The organism is Pseudomonas sp. C321, assembly GCF_055407105.1.
In genome coordinates, this window is record NZ_JBUZRB010000006.1 from 150,377 (window position 1) to 168,005 (window position 17,629).

At 60.0% G+C, this 17,629-nt stretch carries 11 protein-coding genes; 6 read left to right on the top strand and 5 right to left on the bottom strand.

Annotation, left to right across the window (positions count from 1 at the left end; all coding sequences use genetic code 11):
• Positions 1 to 176: 176 nt before the first annotated feature.
• Together ACZRJ6_RS18905 and ACZRJ6_RS18910 are read left to right on the top strand one after the other, a co-directional pair.
• A complete protein-coding gene (locus ACZRJ6_RS18905; RefSeq protein WP_463969050.1) occupies positions 177 to 407 on the top strand; it encodes a hypothetical protein in 231 nt (76 codons plus the stop codon).
• Positions 404 to 706 carry a cell division protein ZapA gene (locus tag ACZRJ6_RS18910; protein WP_463969051.1) on the top strand — a complete coding sequence of 101 codons (303 nt, stop codon included), beginning with the start codon at positions 404 to 406 and terminating at the stop codon, positions 704 to 706. The genes ACZRJ6_RS18905 and ACZRJ6_RS18910 overlap by 4 nt, the downstream gene beginning before the upstream one ends.
• A gap of 9 nt (positions 707 to 715) precedes the next feature.
• Here the strand turns inward: ACZRJ6_RS18910 and ACZRJ6_RS18915 are convergent, their stop codons facing one another.
• Positions 716 to 2,518 (bottom strand): acyl-CoA dehydrogenase, encoded by a 1,803-nt coding sequence (locus ACZRJ6_RS18915; RefSeq protein WP_463969052.1) that lies wholly within the window; start codon positions 2,516 to 2,518, stop codon positions 716 to 718.
• Positions 2,519 to 2,675: 157 nt separating this feature from the next.
• A complete protein-coding gene (gene putA / locus ACZRJ6_RS18920) occupies positions 2,676 to 6,629 on the bottom strand; it encodes a trifunctional transcriptional regulator/proline dehydrogenase/L-glutamate gamma-semialdehyde dehydrogenase (RefSeq protein ID WP_463969053.1) in 3,954 nt (1,317 codons plus the stop codon).
• A gap of 458 nt (positions 6,630 to 7,087) precedes the next feature.
• Between putA and putP the strand changes: the two genes are divergently transcribed.
• The 3 genes from putP to ACZRJ6_RS18935 all read left to right on the top strand — a co-directional run bounded on the left by putP (position 7,088) and on the right by ACZRJ6_RS18935 (position 11,553).
• Positions 7,088 to 8,572, top strand: coding sequence for a sodium/proline symporter PutP (gene putP / locus ACZRJ6_RS18925; protein ID WP_463969054.1), 1,485 nt, complete (start codon positions 7,088 to 7,090; stop codon positions 8,570 to 8,572).
• A 210-nt stretch (positions 8,573 to 8,782) separates the two neighbouring features.
• Positions 8,783 to 10,843, top strand: coding sequence for a type VI secretion system Vgr family protein (locus ACZRJ6_RS18930; RefSeq protein ID WP_463969055.1), 2,061 nt, complete (start codon positions 8,783 to 8,785; stop codon positions 10,841 to 10,843).
• On the top strand, positions 10,840 to 11,553 hold the full coding sequence (locus tag ACZRJ6_RS18935) for a DUF4123 domain-containing protein (protein WP_463969056.1): 714 nt from the start codon (positions 10,840 to 10,842) through the stop codon (positions 11,551 to 11,553). The genes ACZRJ6_RS18930 and ACZRJ6_RS18935 overlap by 4 nt, the downstream gene beginning before the upstream one ends.
• On the opposite strand, the gene ACZRJ6_RS18940 is transcribed toward ACZRJ6_RS18935, so the two are convergent.
• Positions 11,554 to 12,822, bottom strand: a complete 1,269-nt coding sequence (locus tag ACZRJ6_RS18940; RefSeq protein ID WP_463969057.1) for an O-acetylhomoserine aminocarboxypropyltransferase/cysteine synthase family protein — start codon at positions 12,820 to 12,822, stop codon at positions 11,554 to 11,556.
• A gap of 217 nt (positions 12,823 to 13,039) precedes the next feature.
• On the opposite strand from ACZRJ6_RS18940, the gene ACZRJ6_RS18945 reads away from it, so the two are divergent.
• Positions 13,040 to 13,876 carry a 23S rRNA (adenine(2030)-N(6))-methyltransferase RlmJ gene (locus ACZRJ6_RS18945; protein ID WP_149411211.1) on the top strand — a complete coding sequence of 279 codons (837 nt, stop codon included), beginning with the start codon at positions 13,040 to 13,042 and terminating at the stop codon, positions 13,874 to 13,876.
• Between the two features lie 66 nt (positions 13,877 to 13,942).
• Here the strand turns inward: ACZRJ6_RS18945 and msrA are convergent, their stop codons facing one another.
• Together msrA and ACZRJ6_RS18955 are read right to left on the bottom strand one after the other, a co-directional pair.
• A complete protein-coding gene (msrA, locus tag ACZRJ6_RS18950) occupies positions 13,943 to 14,590 on the bottom strand; it encodes a peptide-methionine (S)-S-oxide reductase MsrA (RefSeq protein ID WP_463969058.1) in 648 nt (215 codons plus the stop codon).
• 73 nt (positions 14,591 to 14,663) lie between these two features.
• A complete protein-coding gene (locus ACZRJ6_RS18955; RefSeq protein WP_463969059.1) occupies positions 14,664 to 17,354 on the bottom strand; it encodes a putative bifunctional diguanylate cyclase/phosphodiesterase in 2,691 nt (896 codons plus the stop codon).
• Positions 17,355 to 17,629: the final 275 nt, after the last annotated feature.

The following is a 17,629-nucleotide window of genomic DNA, read 5'->3' on the forward strand; positions in this document are numbered from 1 at the left end:
GTCGCAGTTTAGGAGTGTTGGAGTGGATTCAGGAACCAGATGGCATAAAAGCAGTCACTAAGGCTCCAAAGCGTGGCTTGACCCGTAAAATCAAGGCCCCGCGCCAGGATATCCCTGGCTTCCAAGGTGAATTTTCTTTATCGTCACCGCCCTTTTAAAAAGCCCGAGAAATCAAAATGTTAGAAGCATCCCTCAGCCAGCTGGAACAACTTGTCAGTGACCTCGTACAGCAGAACCAAGACCTGCTGGGCACCCATGAAAGCCTCAAGGCAGAAATGGCCCGCATTAAGGATGAGAACGACAGCCTGCAACTGAACCTGATGGAACAGGAAGAAAAGCAGGGCGCCGCCGCCGCGCGTATTCAAGCGTTGGTTGAGCGTGTAAGCGCAGGTCCTGTCAGCGCATGAATCAAGGCACCGAGGGGATAAAGGTCGTTTCGATTCTCGGTGAGGATTATTCGATCAAGGCACCTGACGGGGAAGGCAGCACCCTGATGAGCGCCGTGACGATGCTCAAGGCGTCATTGGCTACCACCAAGAAAAAGTACCCGACCCTGATCGGTGACAAATTATTGGTGCTGGCGGCGTTGAACCTGTGCGCCGAGCAGATCGAAATGCAAAAGGGTCACCAGCAGGCACTCGACCGTTACCAAGAGCAAGTCAGCGCCACGGTCGAGGTGATTTCCAAGGCCATCGGGCAACCCTGATTTGCCCGGTTAGAACCACTCATCCTGCATGCCCAGGCACGTATCATCTCGTGCCTCAAGAATCGCCAGTTCATGATGACAGCCCGGTACTTCCCAGGTCAGGAAGTACCGGGCCGCTTGCAGCTTGCCTTTATAGAAGGCGATATCCGCGGCATTGCCCTTCTCTAGTCCTTCCTCGGCACGAATCGCCTGTTCCAGCCAGCGCCAGCCGATCACCGTATGCCCGAATACTTTCAGGTACAGCGCCGAGTTCGCCAGGCTGCTGCTGACCTTGCCCTGGGCGAGGTCGGTCAACAACCCGAGGGTAACGCTCTGCAGGCGCGTCACCAGTTGTTCCAAAGGATCGCGTAGCGCTGTGAGTGACGGATATTTCTGCGCCCTAGCGCCGGTCTCGGCGATCAGGCGAATCAGTTGCTTCAAACCCGCGCCGCCGTTTTGCGCCAGTTTGCGCCCAAGCAAATCCAGGGACTGAATGCCATGGGTACCTTCATGGATCGGGTTCAGGCGGTTATCTCGGTAGTACTGCTCCACCGGGTACTCACGGGTGTAGCCATGGCCGCCGAGGATCTGGATCGCCAGTTCGTTGGCCTTCAGGCAAAACTCCGATGGCCACGATTTGACGATGGGCGTCAGCAAGTCCAGCAGCTCATGGGCCTGCTTGCGCTCCGTTTCGGTCGCCAGGGTCGTGGTGTCATCAAACAGCCGCGCCGCGTACAGACCCAGGTCGAAGGCGCCCTCCACGTAAGCCTTTTGCGTCAGTAGCATGCGCTTGATATCGGCGTGCTGGATGATCGAGACCGGCGCGGTGTTCGGGTCTTTACTGTCCGGCAGGCGGCCTTGCGGACGCTCGCGGGCGTACTCCAGTGAATATAGGTAGCCGGCGTAACCGAGCATCACCGCGCCCATGCCAACACCGATCCGCGCTTCGTTCATCATCTGGAACATGCAGCTTAGGCCTTGATGAGGCTTACCCACCAGATAGCCGACGCAGTCGCCGTTATCGCCGAAATTCAGCGCCGTGGACGTGGTGCCGCGCCAGCCCATCTTGTGGAACAGCCCGGCCAGCAGCACGTCATTGCGTTTGCCCAGGCTGCCGTCGTCGTTGACCAGGAATTTGGGCACGATAAACAGCGAAATGCCCTTCACTCCGACTGGCGCGTCCGGCAGCTTGGCCAGCACCATATGTACGATGTTTTCCGACAGTGGGTGATCGCCGCCAGAGATAAAGATCTTATTGCCCTTGAGTCGGTAAGTGCCGTCAGCCACAGGCTCCGCGCGGGTGCGGATATCCGATAGCGATGAACCTGCGTGGGGCTCGGTCAAGGCCATGGTGCCGAAGAAACGGCCCTCGATCATGGGTTGCAGGAAGCGTTGTTTCTGCTCCTCGGTGCCGAAGCTTTCGATCAGGTTGGCTGCGCCCATGGTCAGGAATGGATACGAGGTCGAGGCGGCATTGGCCGACTGGAAGTGGGCGAAACAGGCTTGGGACAGTAAGGTTGGCAACTGCATGCCACCGGCTTCGAAACTGCGGGCGGCGTTGAGAAAGCCTGCTTCGAGGAAAGCATCGACGGCCGGTTTCACTTCGGGAATCAGAATCGCCTGACCGTTTTCATAGCGCGGCTCGTTCTCGTCACCCTTGCGGTTGTGCGGGGCAAAGAACTTCTCGGCAATGCTGCGGGCGGTGCCGATGGCGGCGTCGAAGGTTTCGCGGTTGTGTTCGGCAAACCGCTCGCGCTGGGTCAGGCCCTCGGCATCGAGGACTTCGTACAGCTCGAAAGCCAGATTGCGGGAACTGAGCAGCATCTCGGACATGGCGGCTTACCTGTGTGGGAATGGGCCGAGTCTAAGTGTGCAAATAGAGGCTGGATAGCAAGATTGATGTGGGTGATGGAGGGGCAGAACGAGGCGATGATGGGCGCGAGTCATTGTGGCGAGCGTGCAAGCCCGCTCGCCACAACAAGCACTTTATTTAACCGATAGTCATCAAGCTGGCGTTACCGCCCGCCGCAGCGGTGTTAACACTCAACGCCCGCTCAATCACCAGGCGCTCCAGGGCAATCCCGGTTTCACCCGAAGACAAGCCATGAACCCCAACAATCGCCCCGCCACGCTTGGCCACTTGCTGGCAAACCCCGCGCAGTTGGTCGGAGTCGCCGTGATGCAGGACGGCATCGAACACGGTTTCGTCCTTGGTCCAGTCGGCCACCAGCTTGATCTTCGCTTGAATCTCCTTTGGCAAACGTGCGAACAGTGCCTTGGTCAATTCAGCTTCCGGCCATACCGCCGAGCTGCCTACAGCCAGCACGGCAGCCAGTTGTGCGAGCAAATCGCCTTCCACTTCCGCCAGGCACAATACGTGCTCACGGGGCAGGATTGCATAGCTGTTGCGCTCGCCAGTCGGGCCAGCCAGCAGGCGGGTGATACCGCTTTGCGATTGCGCGGCGAACTGCACGCACAGCGTGCTCAGTTCCGCCAGTTTGCTGCTGTCAGCCCAGGCTTGCAGGGCGCTCAAAGGCTTGCTCATGGCATCGCGCAGGCGAACATCCGGTGCGGCCAGTGCATCCCCGCGAACGAAGGATTGCTCGATCGCGTCCGTAGGGCGAGTCGACAACAGACGGTACAGGTACAGCGGGCCACCAGCCTTCGGCCCCGTACCCGACAAACCTTCGCCGCCAAATGGCTGCACGCCGACCACGGCACCGACGATGTTGCGGTTGACGTAGACGTTACCGGCATGGACGTTGTCGATCACCTTGGCGATGGTCTCGTCGATACGGGTGTGCACGCCCAGGGTCAGGCCGTAGCCGGACGCATTGATCTGTGCGATCAGTTGGTCGATCTCTTTGCGCTTGTAGCGCACCACGTGCAGCACCGGGCCGAAAATTTCCCGTTGCAGCTCGTCGAAGCTTTCCAGTTCGATCAGGGTTGGCATCACGAAGGTGCCGCGTTTGACTTCTTCGCCGTCGGCAATCGCTACCTGGTACACGTTGCGACCTTTGTCGCGCATGGCCTGGATATGCTTCTCGATGCCAGCCTTGGCTTCGGCGTCGATCACCGGGCCGATATCTACGGACAGGCGCTCAGGGTTGCCGAGGCGGCATTCAGCCATCGCGCCTTTAAGCATTTCGATCACGCGATCTGCCGAATCTTCCTGCAAGCACAGTACGCGCAGGGCCGAGCAGCGTTGACCGGCACTGTCAAAGGCCGAGGACACCACGTCGATGACCACTTGTTCAGTCAGCGCCGAGGAGTCGACGATCATTGCGTTCTGGCCACCGGTTTCGGCGATCAGCGGAATCGGACGGCCCTGGGCATCCAGGCGACCAGCGACATTGCGTTGCAGCAAGCGCGCGACTTCGGTGGAGCCGGTGAACATCACGCCCTTGACTCGATCATCACCCACCAGGCGGGCACCGACGGTTTCGCCCTGGCCCGGCAGCAGTTGCAGCACGCCTTGCGGGATACCAGCTTCCAATAACAGGCGCACGGCCTGGGCGGCGACCAGCGGCGTTTGTTCCGCAGGCTTAGCCAGTACCGGGTTGCCGGCGGCCAATGCGGCAGCCACTTGGCCACTGAAAATCGCCAGCGGGAAGTTCCACGGGCTGATGCAGACCACTGGGCCCAATGGGCGGTGGGCATCGTTGGTGAAATCGTTGCGTGCCTGCACCGCGTAGTAACGCAGGAAATCCACGGCTTCACGCACTTCGGCGATGGCGTTGGCGAAGGTCTTGCCGGCTTCGCGGGCCAGCAGGCCCATCAGCGGCTGGATCTCGCCTTCCATCAAATCGGCGGCACGCTCAAGGATCGCGGCGCGTTCGGCGGGCGGAGTGGCCTGCCAGATCGGCGCGGCTTGCAGGGCGCACTGGATGGCGTTATCGACGTCTTCGACGGTCGCTTCCTGCACGTGGCCAACCACGTCACGGTGGTCGGACGGGTTCAGTACCGGAGCAGCAGCTTCGTTGCTCGACGGGCAACCGAGCATCGGTGCGGCTTTCCAGTTGTTATGCGCGGAAGCCAGCAGGGCGCAGGACAGCGACGCCAGACGGTGTTCGTTGGCCAGGTCGATGCCCGCGGAGTTGGCGCGCTCGGCACCATACAGGTCACGCGGCAGCGGGATACGCGGGTGCGGCAGGCCGAGGCCGCCTTCCTGCGTCGCCATCCGCTCGATGCTGGCCACTGGATCGGCCACCAGCGCCTGAATCGAGATGGACTGATCGGCGATCTGGTTGACGAACGAAGTGTTCGCGCCGTTTTCCAGCAGGCGACGCACCAGGTACGCCAACAGTGTTTCGTGAGTACCGACTGGTGCGTACACGCGGCACGGACGGTTCAACTTGCCTTCGGAAACTTTGCCTACAACTTGTTCGTACAGCGGTTCACCCATGCCGTGCAGGCATTGGAACTCGTACTGGCCGGGGTAATAGTTCTGACCGGCAAGATGGTAGATCGCCGATAGGGTGTGGGCGTTGTGGGTGGCGAACTGCGGGTAGATGACTTCCGGCACCGACAGCAGTTTGCGTGCGCAGGCAATGTAGGAAACGTCGGTGTACACCTTGCGGGTGTACACCGGGTAGCCTTCCAGGCCTTCGACTTGGGCACGCTTGATTTCGCTGTCCCAGTACGCGCCTTTTACCAGGCGGATCATCAGGCGATGACGGCTGCGACGAGCCAGGTCGATCACGTAGTCGATCACATGCGGGCAACGCTTCTGATAAGCCTGGATCACAAAGCCGATGCCGTTCCAGCCGGTCAGTTGCGGTTCGAAGCACAGGCGCTCCAGCAGGTCGAGCGACAGCTCCAGGCGGTCGGCTTCTTCGGCATCGATGTTCAGGCCAATGTCGTATTGTTTGGCCAGCAGCGTCAGGGACAGCAGGCGCGGGTACAGCTCGTCCATCACGCGCTCGTATTGGGCGCGGCTATAGCGAGGGTGCAGTGCCGAAAGCTTGATGGAAATGCCCGGGCCTTCATAAATCCCGCGACCGTGGGAGGCTTTGCCGATCGAGTGGATGGCTTGTTCGTACGAGGCCAGGTACTTCTGCGCGTCGTGTTCGGTGAGGGCTGCTTCACCGAGCATGTCGTAGGAATAACGAAAGCCTATGGCTTCGAACTTGCTGGCGTTGGCCAGGGCTTCGGCGATGGTTTCGCCGGTGACGAACTGCTCACCCATCAGGCGCATGGCCATATCGACGCCCTTGCGGATCATCGGCTCGCCGCTCTTTCCGATAATGCGGCTCAAGGACGAAGTCAGGCCTGTTTCGTTGTGGGTGGCGACCAGTTTTCCGGTCAGCAGCAGGCCCCAGGTGGCAGCGTTGACGAACAGCGACGGGCTGTTGCCCAGGTGCGGCTGCCAGTTGCCGGTGCTGATCTTGTCGCGGATCAGCGCGTCACGGGTACCTTTGTCCGGGATGCGTAGCAGCGCTTCGGCCAGGCACATCAGTGCCACGCCTTCCTGGGACGACAGGGAGAATTCTTGCAGCAGGCCTTGCACGATACCGGCCCGGCCGCCGGCGCTCTTCTGATTGCGCAGTTTCTCGGCAATCGAGGCGGCCAGCTTGTTGGTGGCTTCAGCCATTTGCAGCGGCAGGCGAGCCTGCTCGATCAGCATCGGCACCACTTCCGGCTCAGGGCGGCGGTAAGCAGCGGTGATCGAGGCGCGCAGTACCGATTGCGGCAGGATGCTCTCGGCGAACTCCAGGAAGCACTGATGGGCGTGGTCGTTCTGGACCTCACCGGCATCGTCGGCGTCCTTGCTGCTCAAGCCATTGAGCTCATTCAGGGTTGCACCACCCTCAAGTTTCTCCAGGTAATTGAAAATTGCCTGCTTGATCAGCCAGTGCGGCGTGCGATCAATGGAGGTCGCGGCGGCCTTGAGGCGTTCGCGGGTTGGGTCATCAAGTTTGACCCCAAGGGTGGTCGTAGCCATATTTTTATCCTCATGGGTGGCACTACTGCGCGGCATTAGCTGGCGGCAAGATTAGCTTCGTGCTGAAAGAGGTGCAACCGGGTGCAACCCTTTTTTCTCGGAAAAGAGCGCTGCTCGTCAGGAAAAAATTCAAACTCGACCAAATCGGCTTCTGTTGGTGCATTTGCTTCTGGATTTTGCTGTTCTTGCTCCGAAAAGGAGCAAAAACAAGCCGTTTGCCGAAAAATACATCGAGGTGCAACTTATTCTCAAAAAACTGGTTGCACCTTATTTGCTTTGTTGAATAGCATTCGCTGCCAAGGTGCAACCAGCTGCAAGGTTCGGTTCATCGGCTGATGGCTTTCCTGGGGAAACGTCAGTCATAAATGCGCGGCACGCAGCTTCGTCTACCAACCTAATCGTTGGTGGCCGTCCTGACAGACCGCCGCTACATAAAAACAATGCCAGGGCGTAACTCAATGAGTGTAAGTAATCCTACCTTGATCACGTTTGTGATCTACATCGCGGCAATGGTGCTGATCGGCCTCATGGCTTATCGCTCCACCAACAACCTTTCCGATTACATTCTTGGCGGTCGCAGCCTCGGCAGCGTGGTTACCGCGCTCTCGGCCGGTGCCTCGGACATGAGCGGCTGGTTGCTGATGGGCTTGCCCGGCGCGATCTACATGTCCGGCCTGTCGGAAAGCTGGATCGCCATCGGCCTGATCGTCGGTGCCTACCTAAACTGGCTGTTTGTCGCCGGTCGCCTGCGGGTACAGACCGAGCACAACGGCGACGCGCTGACGCTGCCGGATTACTTCTCCAGCCGTTTCGAAGATAAAAGTGGTCTGCTGCGCATCATCTCAGCGGTGGTGATCCTGGTGTTCTTCACCATTTACTGCGCTTCCGGCATCGTTGCCGGTGCCCGCCTGTTCGAAAGCACCTTCGGCATGTCCTACGAGACCGCGCTGTGGGCCGGTGCTGCTGCGACCATCGCCTACACCTTTGTCGGCGGTTTCCTGGCCGTGAGCTGGACTGACACCGTACAAGCCACGCTGATGATCTTCGCGCTGTTGCTGACGCCGATCATCGTGCTGCTGGCCACCGGCGGCGTCGATACCACCTTCCTGGCGATCGAAGCGCAGAACCCTGACAACTTCAACATGCTGAAAAACACCACCTTCATTGGCGTCATCTCGCTGATGGGCTGGGGCCTGGGTTACTTCGGCCAGCCGCACATCCTGGCGCGCTTCATGGCGGCGGATTCGGTGAAGTCGATTGCCAATGCCCGTCGCATCTCCATGACCTGGATGATCCTGTGCCTGGGCGGCACCGTGGCGGTGGGCTTCTTCGGTATCGCCTACTTCTCGGCACACCCGGAAGTCGCCGGTCCCGTGACCGAAAATCCTGAGCGGGTGTTCATCGAGCTGGCCAAGCTGCTGTTCAACCCATGGATCGCTGGCGTGCTGCTGTCGGCCATCCTGGCTGCAGTGATGAGTACCTTGAGCTGCCAGTTGCTGGTGTGCTCCAGCGCCCTGACCGAAGACTTCTACAAAACCTTCCTGCGCAAAAACGCTTCCCAGGTTGAGCTGGTGTGGGTCGGCCGCATCATGGTGCTGCTGGTTGCGCTGATCGCCATCGCCATGGCTGCTAACCCGGAAAACCGTGTACTGGGCCTGGTTAGCTACGCCTGGGCCGGTTTCGGCGCTGCGTTCGGTCCTGTGGTGCTGATCTCGGTCCTGTGGAAAGGCATGACCCGTGACGGCGCACTGGCCGGTATCCTGGTCGGTGCGATCACCGTGATCGTCTGGAAGCACTTTGAATTGCTCGGCCTGTACGAAATCATCCCAGGCTTCATCTTCGCCAGCCTGGCGATCTACTTCGTGAGCAAGATGGGCGCGCCGAGTGCTGGCATGGTCGAGCGCTTTGATGCGGCCGAGAAGGATTTCAAACTTAACAAGTAACGGTTCTGGTGGGGCATTGATTGCCCGCTGAATTGAAAACGGCCCACATTCTTTGGATGGCGGGCCGTTTTTTATGGGCGTGATTCAGGCGGGTGATCCGAGGACTCAGGCGCTCGCAGCGTAGGGATTTACTGAATTGCTCGCAGCGCGTTCAGTTCGGTAAATGGCTGGTGCAGAATCCCTCGCCTATCACTCGCAGAGAAACACCGGATGTTCGCTCCTGCCAATCAAAGTGCCTTTACCCTGATCCTCGATGGTGTACCCAGCGACCTCAAGGTCCTCGAATTCAGAGGGGAGGAAGCCATTAGCCAGCCCTACCGCTTTGATCTGGAGCTGGTCAGCGAACAGCCAGACCTTGATCTGGAAAGCCTGCTGCACCGTCAGGCGTTCCTTGGCTTCGACGCTCAGGGGCATGGCATTCATGGTCAGGTCTACCGAGTCGCGCAAGGTGACTCGGGCCGTCGGCTGACCCGCTATCAGATCAGCCTGGTGCCGCAGTTGACCTATCTGCAACACAGCAGCCACCAGCGTATTTTCCAGCACAAGCGCGTGCCACAGATCATCGAGCTGGTGCTGGAGGGGCAGGGCATTCAGAGCGATGCCTTTGAGTTCCGGGTGGGGGGTATTTATCCCGAGCGTGAGTACTGCGTGCAGTTCGATGAAACCGATTTGGCGTTTGTTCAGCGGCTGTGTGCCGAGTCGGGAATTCACTATCACTTCCAGCATCGTCCTGAGGGCCACCTGTTGGTGTTTGGTGATGACCAGACTGTGTTTGCCCAAGGTGACCAGCCAACCCAATACGCGCCCGGTTCCGGGATGGTGGCTGATACACCGGTGATCAACCGCTTTTCGGTGCGTCTGGAGACCCGGACAACGGGTGTAAACCTGCGCGATTACGACTTTCGTAAACCGCGTCTGGAGCTGGAAAGCGAAGTCCTCGGTGAGCAGCTTCCCTCTCTGGAAGATCACGATTATCCAGGCCACTTTACCGATCGCCCCCACGGCAAATACCTGGCGCAACGCGCCCTGGAGCGTCACCGCAGCGACTATCGGCTGGCTCAGGGTAGTGGTGATCAGTCGTCGCTGGTGAGCGGCCAGTTTCTCAAGCTGGCAGGGCACCCTCGCCAGGAGTGGAATGATTTGTGGCTGGTGACGCAGGTGACCCATGAGGGTAAGCAACCCCAGGTGTTGGAGGAGTCTGTTGCCGATACGGCAGATGATGGTTGGCGTCAGGGTTATCGCAACCAATTCACCGCCACGCCTTGGGATGTGCCATTTCGTGCGCCTCTGCCGGCACCTCGTGCGCCGATCTGCGGGTACCAGAACGCGGTAGTCACCGGGCCTGTGGACAGTGAAATTCATTGCGATGAATACGGTCGGGTCAAGGTGCAGTTGGCCTGGGACCGAGGTGGTGCACACGACGAGCATTCAAGCTGTTGGCTGCGGGTTGCCAGCGGTTGGGCTCATGAGCATTACGGCGCAGTGTTGATCCCTCGGGTGGGCATGGAGGTGTTGGTCGGTTTCATCAATGGTGATGCCGATATGCCGCTGGTGGTTGGCTGTCTGGCCAACGCGACGACGCCGGTGCCCCTGGATCTACCGGCAGACCAAACCCGCAGCATCTTCCGTAGCCAAAGCAGTCCCGGTGGCGGTGGCTACAACGAACTGCGCATCGAAGACCGCAAGGGCGCCGAGGAAATCTACCTGCGAGCCCAGCGCGACTGGACCCAGCACGTGCTGCACGATCAGCGCCTGCAAGTGGATAACCGGCGCAGCGTGAAGGTCAGTGGCCAATCGCGCCATGAACTGCACGGTGAGGAACAGCGCATTACCCATGGCAATCGCCTGACTGAACTCAAGCAGGATGATCATCTGGTGATTGCCGGGGCACAGCAGGTGCAACTGGCCAGTTACTCGCTGCAGGCGGGGCAGCAGATCCACTTGAGCGCCGGGCAGCAGATTGTCGTCGACGGGGGCGCCAGCGTGACCCTGCAAGCGGGAGGCCAGTGGATTACGGTGTCGGCGGGCGGGATTTTCAGCAGCTCGCCGATTCAGATTGGCGGTGCGCCCCAGGCAGGCGTGGTGACTGCGCCATTGCTGCCAGGTGTCCAGAAGGCCTTGTTGGCCGTCCTGGCGGCGCCGTTGAGCGCGGCACAGGTAGTGAGCCTCAAGCGCAGCGCGCCGTTTTGTGAGGAGTGCGAGCGCTGCAAGAACGGTGTGTGCAACTCCCCGCCACATCGTGGCGCGTCGTTGAGCGGAGCCTCTTTATGACCAGCCCTCGTGATTGGCTGGCCCGCGAACCTTTGCAGGCCGGTGAGCAGTTGTTCGCCATATTGGGCAATGCCAGCCAATGCAAACCGGTTGAGGCCTGGCGGCTGGCCGGCGGCGGCTTACCCAGTTCCGTCTGGGCCAACAGCGAGTATGGGGCGTGGGAGGAGGTCATGCCCTATGTCGCGGTGGTTGCCACTGACAGTCCCTTTCTTGATTGGGTCGCTGAATGCGAGGCCGCCGACTGGGGCTGGCTGGGCGTATCGTCTTGCCCTTTGCAAACCGTTGTCGATCATCTGCGCAGCCTGACCAAGGTGCTGTTGCCAGAGGGGCAGGTGGTGTTTTTCCGCTTTTGGGACGGGACGTATCTACTGCCTGTCCTGAAGGCGCTCGGGCCTGAGGCGGGCGGGGTGATTCCCGTATTCGGGAGGTATTGGATCAATGGTCAACGCCATGCAGTTGCCGGAGCATTGGCAGGCGCTGCGGGGGCAAGCCCTTGGTGGGAGGTTCCGCCACAGGTTCTCAAACAGTTGGGCGAGCATTCGACCGCTCCTCTGGTGGGCAACCTGCTGCAATGGCTGGAAGAGGAGCTACCGGACCTGTATCAGGCGTTTGCGATCACGACCTTGAAGCACAAGGCCGCGTATTTTGTGCGCAAGCCTGGCGGCGATCAGCGGGCGTTGGCCGCCTACCTCACCGCCGAGCTGGTTTGATCAGGCATTGAGCGACTGCTGCAAGTCTTCGATCAGGTCTTCAATGGCTTCAATACCTACCGACAGGCGAATCATTTCTGGCCTGACGCCGGCCTTGGCCTGTTCCTGCTCACTCATCTGCCGATGTGTCGTGGAGGCAGGGTGGCAAGCCAGGGACTTGGCGTCGCCGATGTTCACCAGGCGCTTGAAAATCTGCAGCGCATCGTAGAAGCGTACGCCGGCATCAAAGCCGCCCTTCAAGCCGAAGGACAGAATCGCCGAAGGTTTGCCCTGCATGTATTTCTGCGCCAGATGATGGTGTGGGTGATCTGGCAGGCCGGCGTAGCTGACCCACTCGACTTGCGCATGACCTTGCAGGAACTGCGCAACCTTCAGCGCGTTCTCGGTATGGCGCTCCATGCGCAGCGCCAGAGTTTCCAGGCCTTGTAGCAGCAAGAAGGCGTTCATCGGTGCCAATGCCGCACCGGTGTTGCGCAGCGGTACGGTACGGGCGCGGGCGATAAACGCCGCCGGGCCGAATTTTTCGGTGTAGACCACACCGTGATAGGCCGGCTCCGGCTGGTTCAGTCCGGGGAATTTTTCCGGATATTTCGTCCAGGGAAAGGTACCGCTGTCGACGATCACGCCACCCAAGGAGTTGCCGTGGCCGCCAACGTATTTGGTCACCGAGTGCACGACGATATCGGCGCCGAACTGGATCGGCTTGCACAGGATCGGCGTGGCCACGGTGTTGTCCACCATCAGCGGTACACCACGGGCGTGGGCGACTTCGGCCAGGGCTTCGATGTCGATGATATTGCCCGCCGGGTTGCCGATACTTTCGCAGTACACCAGCTTGGTGTTGTCATCGATCAGCTCGGCGATGGCCTCGGCCGAATCGTCTCGGGCAAAGCGCACGTCGACACCGAAACTCGGTAGCAGGTGGGCGAACAGGGTATAGGTGCCACCATAAAGCTGTGGGGTGGTGACAATGTTGTCGCCGGCGCGGGTCAGGGTCTGGATCGCATAATGAATCGCCGCGCTGCCAGCCGATACGGCCAAGGCAGCAATCCCGCCTTCCAGGGCTGCCATGCGTTGTTCCAGCACGTCATTGGTGGGGTTCATGATCCGCGTGTAGATGTTGCCGGGAACATCCAGGTTGAACAGGTCGGCGCCGTGCTGGGCGTTATCGAATTCGAAGGCGACGTTCTGGTAGATCGGCACGGCGACGGCCTTGGTGGTCGGGTCCGACTTGAAGCCGTGGTGCAGGGCGATAGTGGCGTCTTTCATGAGAGTTGTTGACCTCCTTGGAAATGGTTTTTGTACTGGGGGCTACTGCGCAGCCTAACGCGGGCAAGCCCGCTCGCCACAATAAGCGCGCTGCCGCGCTGTATTTAGATTGTTTTCAGAGATGCCCCTGTGTTTGCGATATAAGCACCACCTGGCGCGCAACCCTGCACCTTTGCCCGCGTAAAAGGTAAACTTCGCCCCCTGCGCAGGAGCAACCATGAATTATCGTCACGCCTTTCACGCCGGCAACCACGCCGATGTCTTCAAACACCTGACCTTGACCCGCCTCATCGCCCTGATGTCGCGCAAAGAGCAGCCGTTTGCCTATCTTGATACCCACGCCGGAATTGGTCTGTACGACCTTCAGGGCGACCAGGCCAACCGCACCGGTGAATACCTGGAAGGCATCGCCCGGTTATGGGACGCGACGGACCTGCCGCCGCTGACCGCCGACTACATGCGCGTGCTGCACGAAATGAACCCGGATGGCCAGTTGCGCTACTACCCAGGCTCGCCGGAGCTGGCGCGGCGCCTGACTCGCCCGCAGGATCGCGTGCTGCTCAATGAAAAACACCCCGAAGACGGTGTGTTGCTCAAGGACAACATGAAGGGCGACCGTCGGGTCAAGGTGCACCTGGGCGAAGGCTGGCATGTACCGCGGGCACTGCTGCCGGTGCCGGAAAAACGTGCATTGATGTTGATTGATCCGCCGTTCGAAAAACTCGACGAGATGCAGCGCTGTGCCGCCTCCCTCAAGGAAGCAATTGGCCGTATGCGTCAGACCGTCGCGGCGATCTGGTACCCGGTCAAGGACCAGCGCATGTTGCGCCGCTTCTACCAGGACCTGGCCGGCACCGGCGCGCCGAAGTTGCTGCGGGTGGAATTGCTGGTGCATCCGCTGGACACGCCCAATACCCTGAACGGCTCGGGCTTGGCGATTGCCAATCCGCCGTGGGGGCTGGAGGAAGAATTGCGAGAGCTGCTGCCATGGCTGTCCAAGCAACTTGGGCAAACCCAGGGTGGGTGGCAGATGGATTGGCTCATTGCTGAATGAAAGCTGCAAGAAGCGCGTTCCTGCTCTTACTTGCAGCTTGAAGCTTAAAACTTGCAGCTCCGATCTTCAGATCGGACAAGTCACGCCTGTGCCGCCAATCCCGCAGTAGCCGGCCGGATTCTTTGCCAGGTACTGCTGGTGATACGCCTCGGCGAAGTAGACTGTCGGAGCCTCTTCGATTTCCGTGGTGATGGTGCCCAGGCCAGCCTTGCTCAGCTCGTTCTGATAAGCCTGTGCACTGGCCCTCGCTGCGTCCAACTGCTCAGGCGTGGTGGCGTAGATCACTGAACGATACTGGCTGCCGATGTCATTGCCCTGGCGCATGCCCTGGGTTGGGTTGTGCAGTTCCCAAAACATTTTCAGCAGGTCTTCGTACTTGACCTTGGCCTGGTCATATACCACCAGTACCACTTCGCTGTGGCCGGTCAGGCCCGAGCAGACTTCTTCATAGGTAGGGTTCGGCGTGTAGCCGCCAGCATAGCCGACCACCGTGCTGACCACGCCTTCGTATTGCCAGAAACGGCGTTCCGCGCCCCAGAAACAGCCCAGGCCGAAGATCGCGAAGCCTACATCGTCCAGGAATGGGCCCAGCAGCGGGTTGCCATTGACGAAGTGCGTCTCGGGCAAGGTCATTGGGGTTTCACGGCCAGGCAAAGCTTGTTCTTGAGTGGGAAGCACGTTTTTGTTCACCAGGATTTCCGAGCGCAAGACCATGATCAGTCCTCTCAGTCAGATTGAGTTAACGGAGTAATTCAGACTGCCAGTGTGCCCGAGTGTTACAGCGCTGTCAGGCGATTGGCCCGCGAGGATAGCGTTTAAGCCTTTCCAGCAACTCGTAACCGGGAATGGGCCGGTCGAACAGGTAGCCCTGGCCGACGTCGCAGCGATGGCGGCGCAGGAACGCCAGTTGCTCGGCGGTTTCGATGCCTTCGGCGACGACCTTGAGCTTGAGGTTATGGGCCATGGCGATCACCGCCGAGGTAATTTCCATATCGTCCTGGTTGTCCGGGATCTCATGGATAAAGCTGCGATCGATCTTGATGATATCGATGGGGAATTTTTTCAAGTAGCTGAGCGACGAGTAGCCGGTGCCGAAATCGTCCATGGCCAGGGTCAGGCCGAAACTCTTCAATTGGTCCAATTGCAGGCGCGTGTCTTCGGTGGCCTCCAGCAGCAGGCCTTCGGTCAGCTCCAGCTCCAGCAAATTGGCAGGCAGCTGTTCTTCTTTGAGGATGGCGGCAATTGAGGCCACCAGGTCAGGGTCGGAAAACTGCTTGGGTGACAGGTTGATCGCTACCTGCAGGTTGCCCATGCCGGCGGCGCTCAATCGTTTGCTCATGCGGCAGGCCTGGCGGGCGATCCACTTGCCGATGGGGATGATCAACCCGGTTTCTTCGGCCACGCTGATGAACTGATCCGGGCGGATCATGCCTTTTTCCGGGTGATTCCAGCGCAACAGCGCTTCCATCCCCAGCAGGCGGCCGCTACGCAGGCACAGCTTTGGCTGGTAGAACACGTCCAACTCGTTCTGGGTCAAAGCTCGGCGCAGGTTGTTTTCCACGAATAGCTTGTAGCTGGCCTCGGCGTTCAGCGCCTCGGTGAACACCTGGACCTGATGTTTGCCATTGGCCTTGGCCTTGTGCAGCGCCAGGCCTGCGTTACGCATCAGGGTTTGCGGGTCGCGGCCGTGCAGCGGGGCGCAGGCCAGGCCCACGGAACCGGTGACGCTGATCAGTTGGTTGTCGACAAACATTGGCTTGTCGAGGGTCATCAGCAACTGGAACGCCACCTGCTGGCCGACCTCAAGGTCGGTATTGTCCAGCAGCACCGCGAACTCGTTGCTGGCGAACCGGGCCAGGCTGCCGCCAGCGCTCAGGCTGTTACGCAGGCGCCGGGCCAGGCTGATCAGCAGCTTGTCGCCGGTCTGGTGGCCGAGGCTGTCGTTGATCCGCTTGAAGTTGTCGATGTCCACCAGCAGCAGGCTGATGGGAGTGTCGCTGTCCCGGGCAAAGCGTTCATCGAGGTTGCGGATGAACGCCGGACGGTTGCCCAGGTTGGTGAGGTTGTCGGTATAGGCCAGGCGCTCGATGCGCTGCTGGGCCAGCTTGGTCTGGGTGATGTCTTCGTAGATGCCGATATAGTGGGTCAGCTCGCGGTTGTCGCCGTAGACCTTTGAGATCGACAACTGCCCCCAGTAGGGTTCGAGGTTTTTGCGTCGGCTCTTGAATTCGCCTTGCCAGCTGTTGCTCTTGGCCAGGCTCGACCGTGCGTCGAACAACAGCTCACTGAGATTCTCCAGGGCCGGCAGTTCCGACAGCTTGTGGCCGTGGACTTCTTCGGAGCTGTACTGGGTGATCGCCGTAAAGCTGGGGTTGACGTACTCCACTACGCCGTCGCAATTGACCAGCAGAAACGCGTTGGCACTTTGCTCCACGGCCCGCTGGAACAAATGCAGGGCGCTGGTGGCGGTACGGCGGTTGTGGTTGTTGATCACCTGGGCGAACTGGTCGGCCAACTCGCCGGCAAAGGCAATCTCGTCAGCCTGCCAGGCGCGGGTGGCGCCGCTTTGCTCCAGGCACAATACGCCCACCACTTGGCCATCGATGCGGATACTGGCGTCGAGCATGGCGTGGATATCCCGCGGGCGCAGACTCTCGGCCATCTCCCGTGTGCGCGGGTCGCGCATGGCATTGCCGGCATCAATTGCGCGGCTGGTTTGCAGGGCTTCCAGGTAATCCGGGAAGCCGCTGACGTCGATGGGCATGGGCAGGTGGTGTTGCTGATCGGCGCGGTGGAAGGCGGAGATCGGCACCAGATGCTGGTCTTCCAGGTTCCAGATGCTGGCACAGTCGATCTGATAAATATCGCAGGCGCTGCGGGTGATCAGTTCAGCGGCTTCTTGCAGGGAATTGTTGGTGCTGTAGCGCTGGCGGGCTAACAGCAGGATCAGTTCCTGCTGGGCGCGCACCCGTTCCAGGTGTTGCAGTTGTTCCTGTTGCGTGCGCTGGTTGAGTTCCAGGGCAATCTGCAAACGGCTGTTCTGGTCTTCCAGGTCGGCGGCGGGCATCGGTGTCAGGTTGCTGAACAGACCGTCCACCACCATCAGGTAGCCGCGCAACAGCTGGCGATTGTGCTGTTTGTAGGCTTCGCCCAGTTCCAGCAGGTTCAAGGGGCCGTCGCTGGTGTGTAGCGTGTAGCGCACCAGGTAATGGGGGCTGGCCGTCAGTTGCTGCTGAATCGCGTCATGCAACTGATAGCGGGCCTGGGGCTCCATCAGGCTGGCGTAGGGCGAGCCGATCAGGGAGCACAGTTCCATCGCCGGGAGGCCGAACTGTTTTTCGCAATTGGGATCAAGGTACAGCAGTGCCCAGCTTGCCTCATTCAGCCGCTCGAAACGCAGCATACCGAGGCGCGAAGGCACCGGTAATTGCGTCACTACCTCGGCCGCCGTTCGGGCGACATCGGGTTGGCTTTTCATGGGGAAACTCGCCTGGAAAAATGCGCATTGCGCCGGGCTCACGCCCTCTTTACTGCTGTCTGCGGCAAGGTTGCATCATGCAGCACGGACTGACAAGAGAGGATGAAGGCTAAGTGCTATAAGTGCGTTATCGGCCGGGCGGGGGATTTCTGCAATTGGGGTGACCGATGGCCTTCCCGAAGCCAGACGGGTCCCTTTGTAGGAGCGAGCTTGCTCGCGAAAAACGTCTAGGCGCCGCGTTCATTCAGGATGCCAGCGTTATCGTTGACGACCTT

Bases quoted from the DNA above. Each gene is read 5' to 3' on its own strand.
- ACZRJ6_RS18910 (WP_463969051.1), top strand. From the start codon at position 404: ATGAATCAAGGCACCGAGGGGATAAAGGTCGTTTCGATTCTCGGTGAG.
- putP (WP_463969054.1), top strand. From the start codon at position 7,088: ATGAGTGTAAGTAATCCTACCTTGATCACGTTTGTGATCTACATCGCG.
- ACZRJ6_RS18940 (WP_463969057.1), bottom strand. From the start codon at position 12,822: ATGAAAGACGCCACTATCGCCCTGCACCACGGCTTCAAGTCGGACCCG.
- ACZRJ6_RS18945 (WP_149411211.1), top strand. From the start codon at position 13,040: ATGAATTATCGTCACGCCTTTCACGCCGGCAACCACGCCGATGTCTTC.
- msrA (WP_463969058.1), bottom strand. From the start codon at position 14,590: ATGGTCTTGCGCTCGGAAATCCTGGTGAACAAAAACGTGCTTCCCACT.
- ACZRJ6_RS18915 (WP_463969052.1), bottom strand. From the start codon at position 2,518: ATGTCCGAGATGCTGCTCAGTTCCCGCAATCTGGCTTTCGAGCTGTAC.
- putA (WP_463969053.1), bottom strand. From the start codon at position 6,629: ATGGCTACGACCACCCTTGGGGTCAAACTTGATGACCCAACCCGCGAA.
- ACZRJ6_RS18930 (WP_463969055.1), top strand. From the start codon at position 8,783: ATGTTCGCTCCTGCCAATCAAAGTGCCTTTACCCTGATCCTCGATGGT.
- ACZRJ6_RS18955 (WP_463969059.1), bottom strand. From the start codon at position 17,354: ATGAAAAGCCAACCCGATGTCGCCCGAACGGCGGCCGAGGTAGTGACG.
- ACZRJ6_RS18935 (WP_463969056.1), top strand. From the start codon at position 10,840: ATGACCAGCCCTCGTGATTGGCTGGCCCGCGAACCTTTGCAGGCCGGT.
- ACZRJ6_RS18905 (WP_463969050.1), top strand. From the start codon at position 177: ATGTTAGAAGCATCCCTCAGCCAGCTGGAACAACTTGTCAGTGACCTC.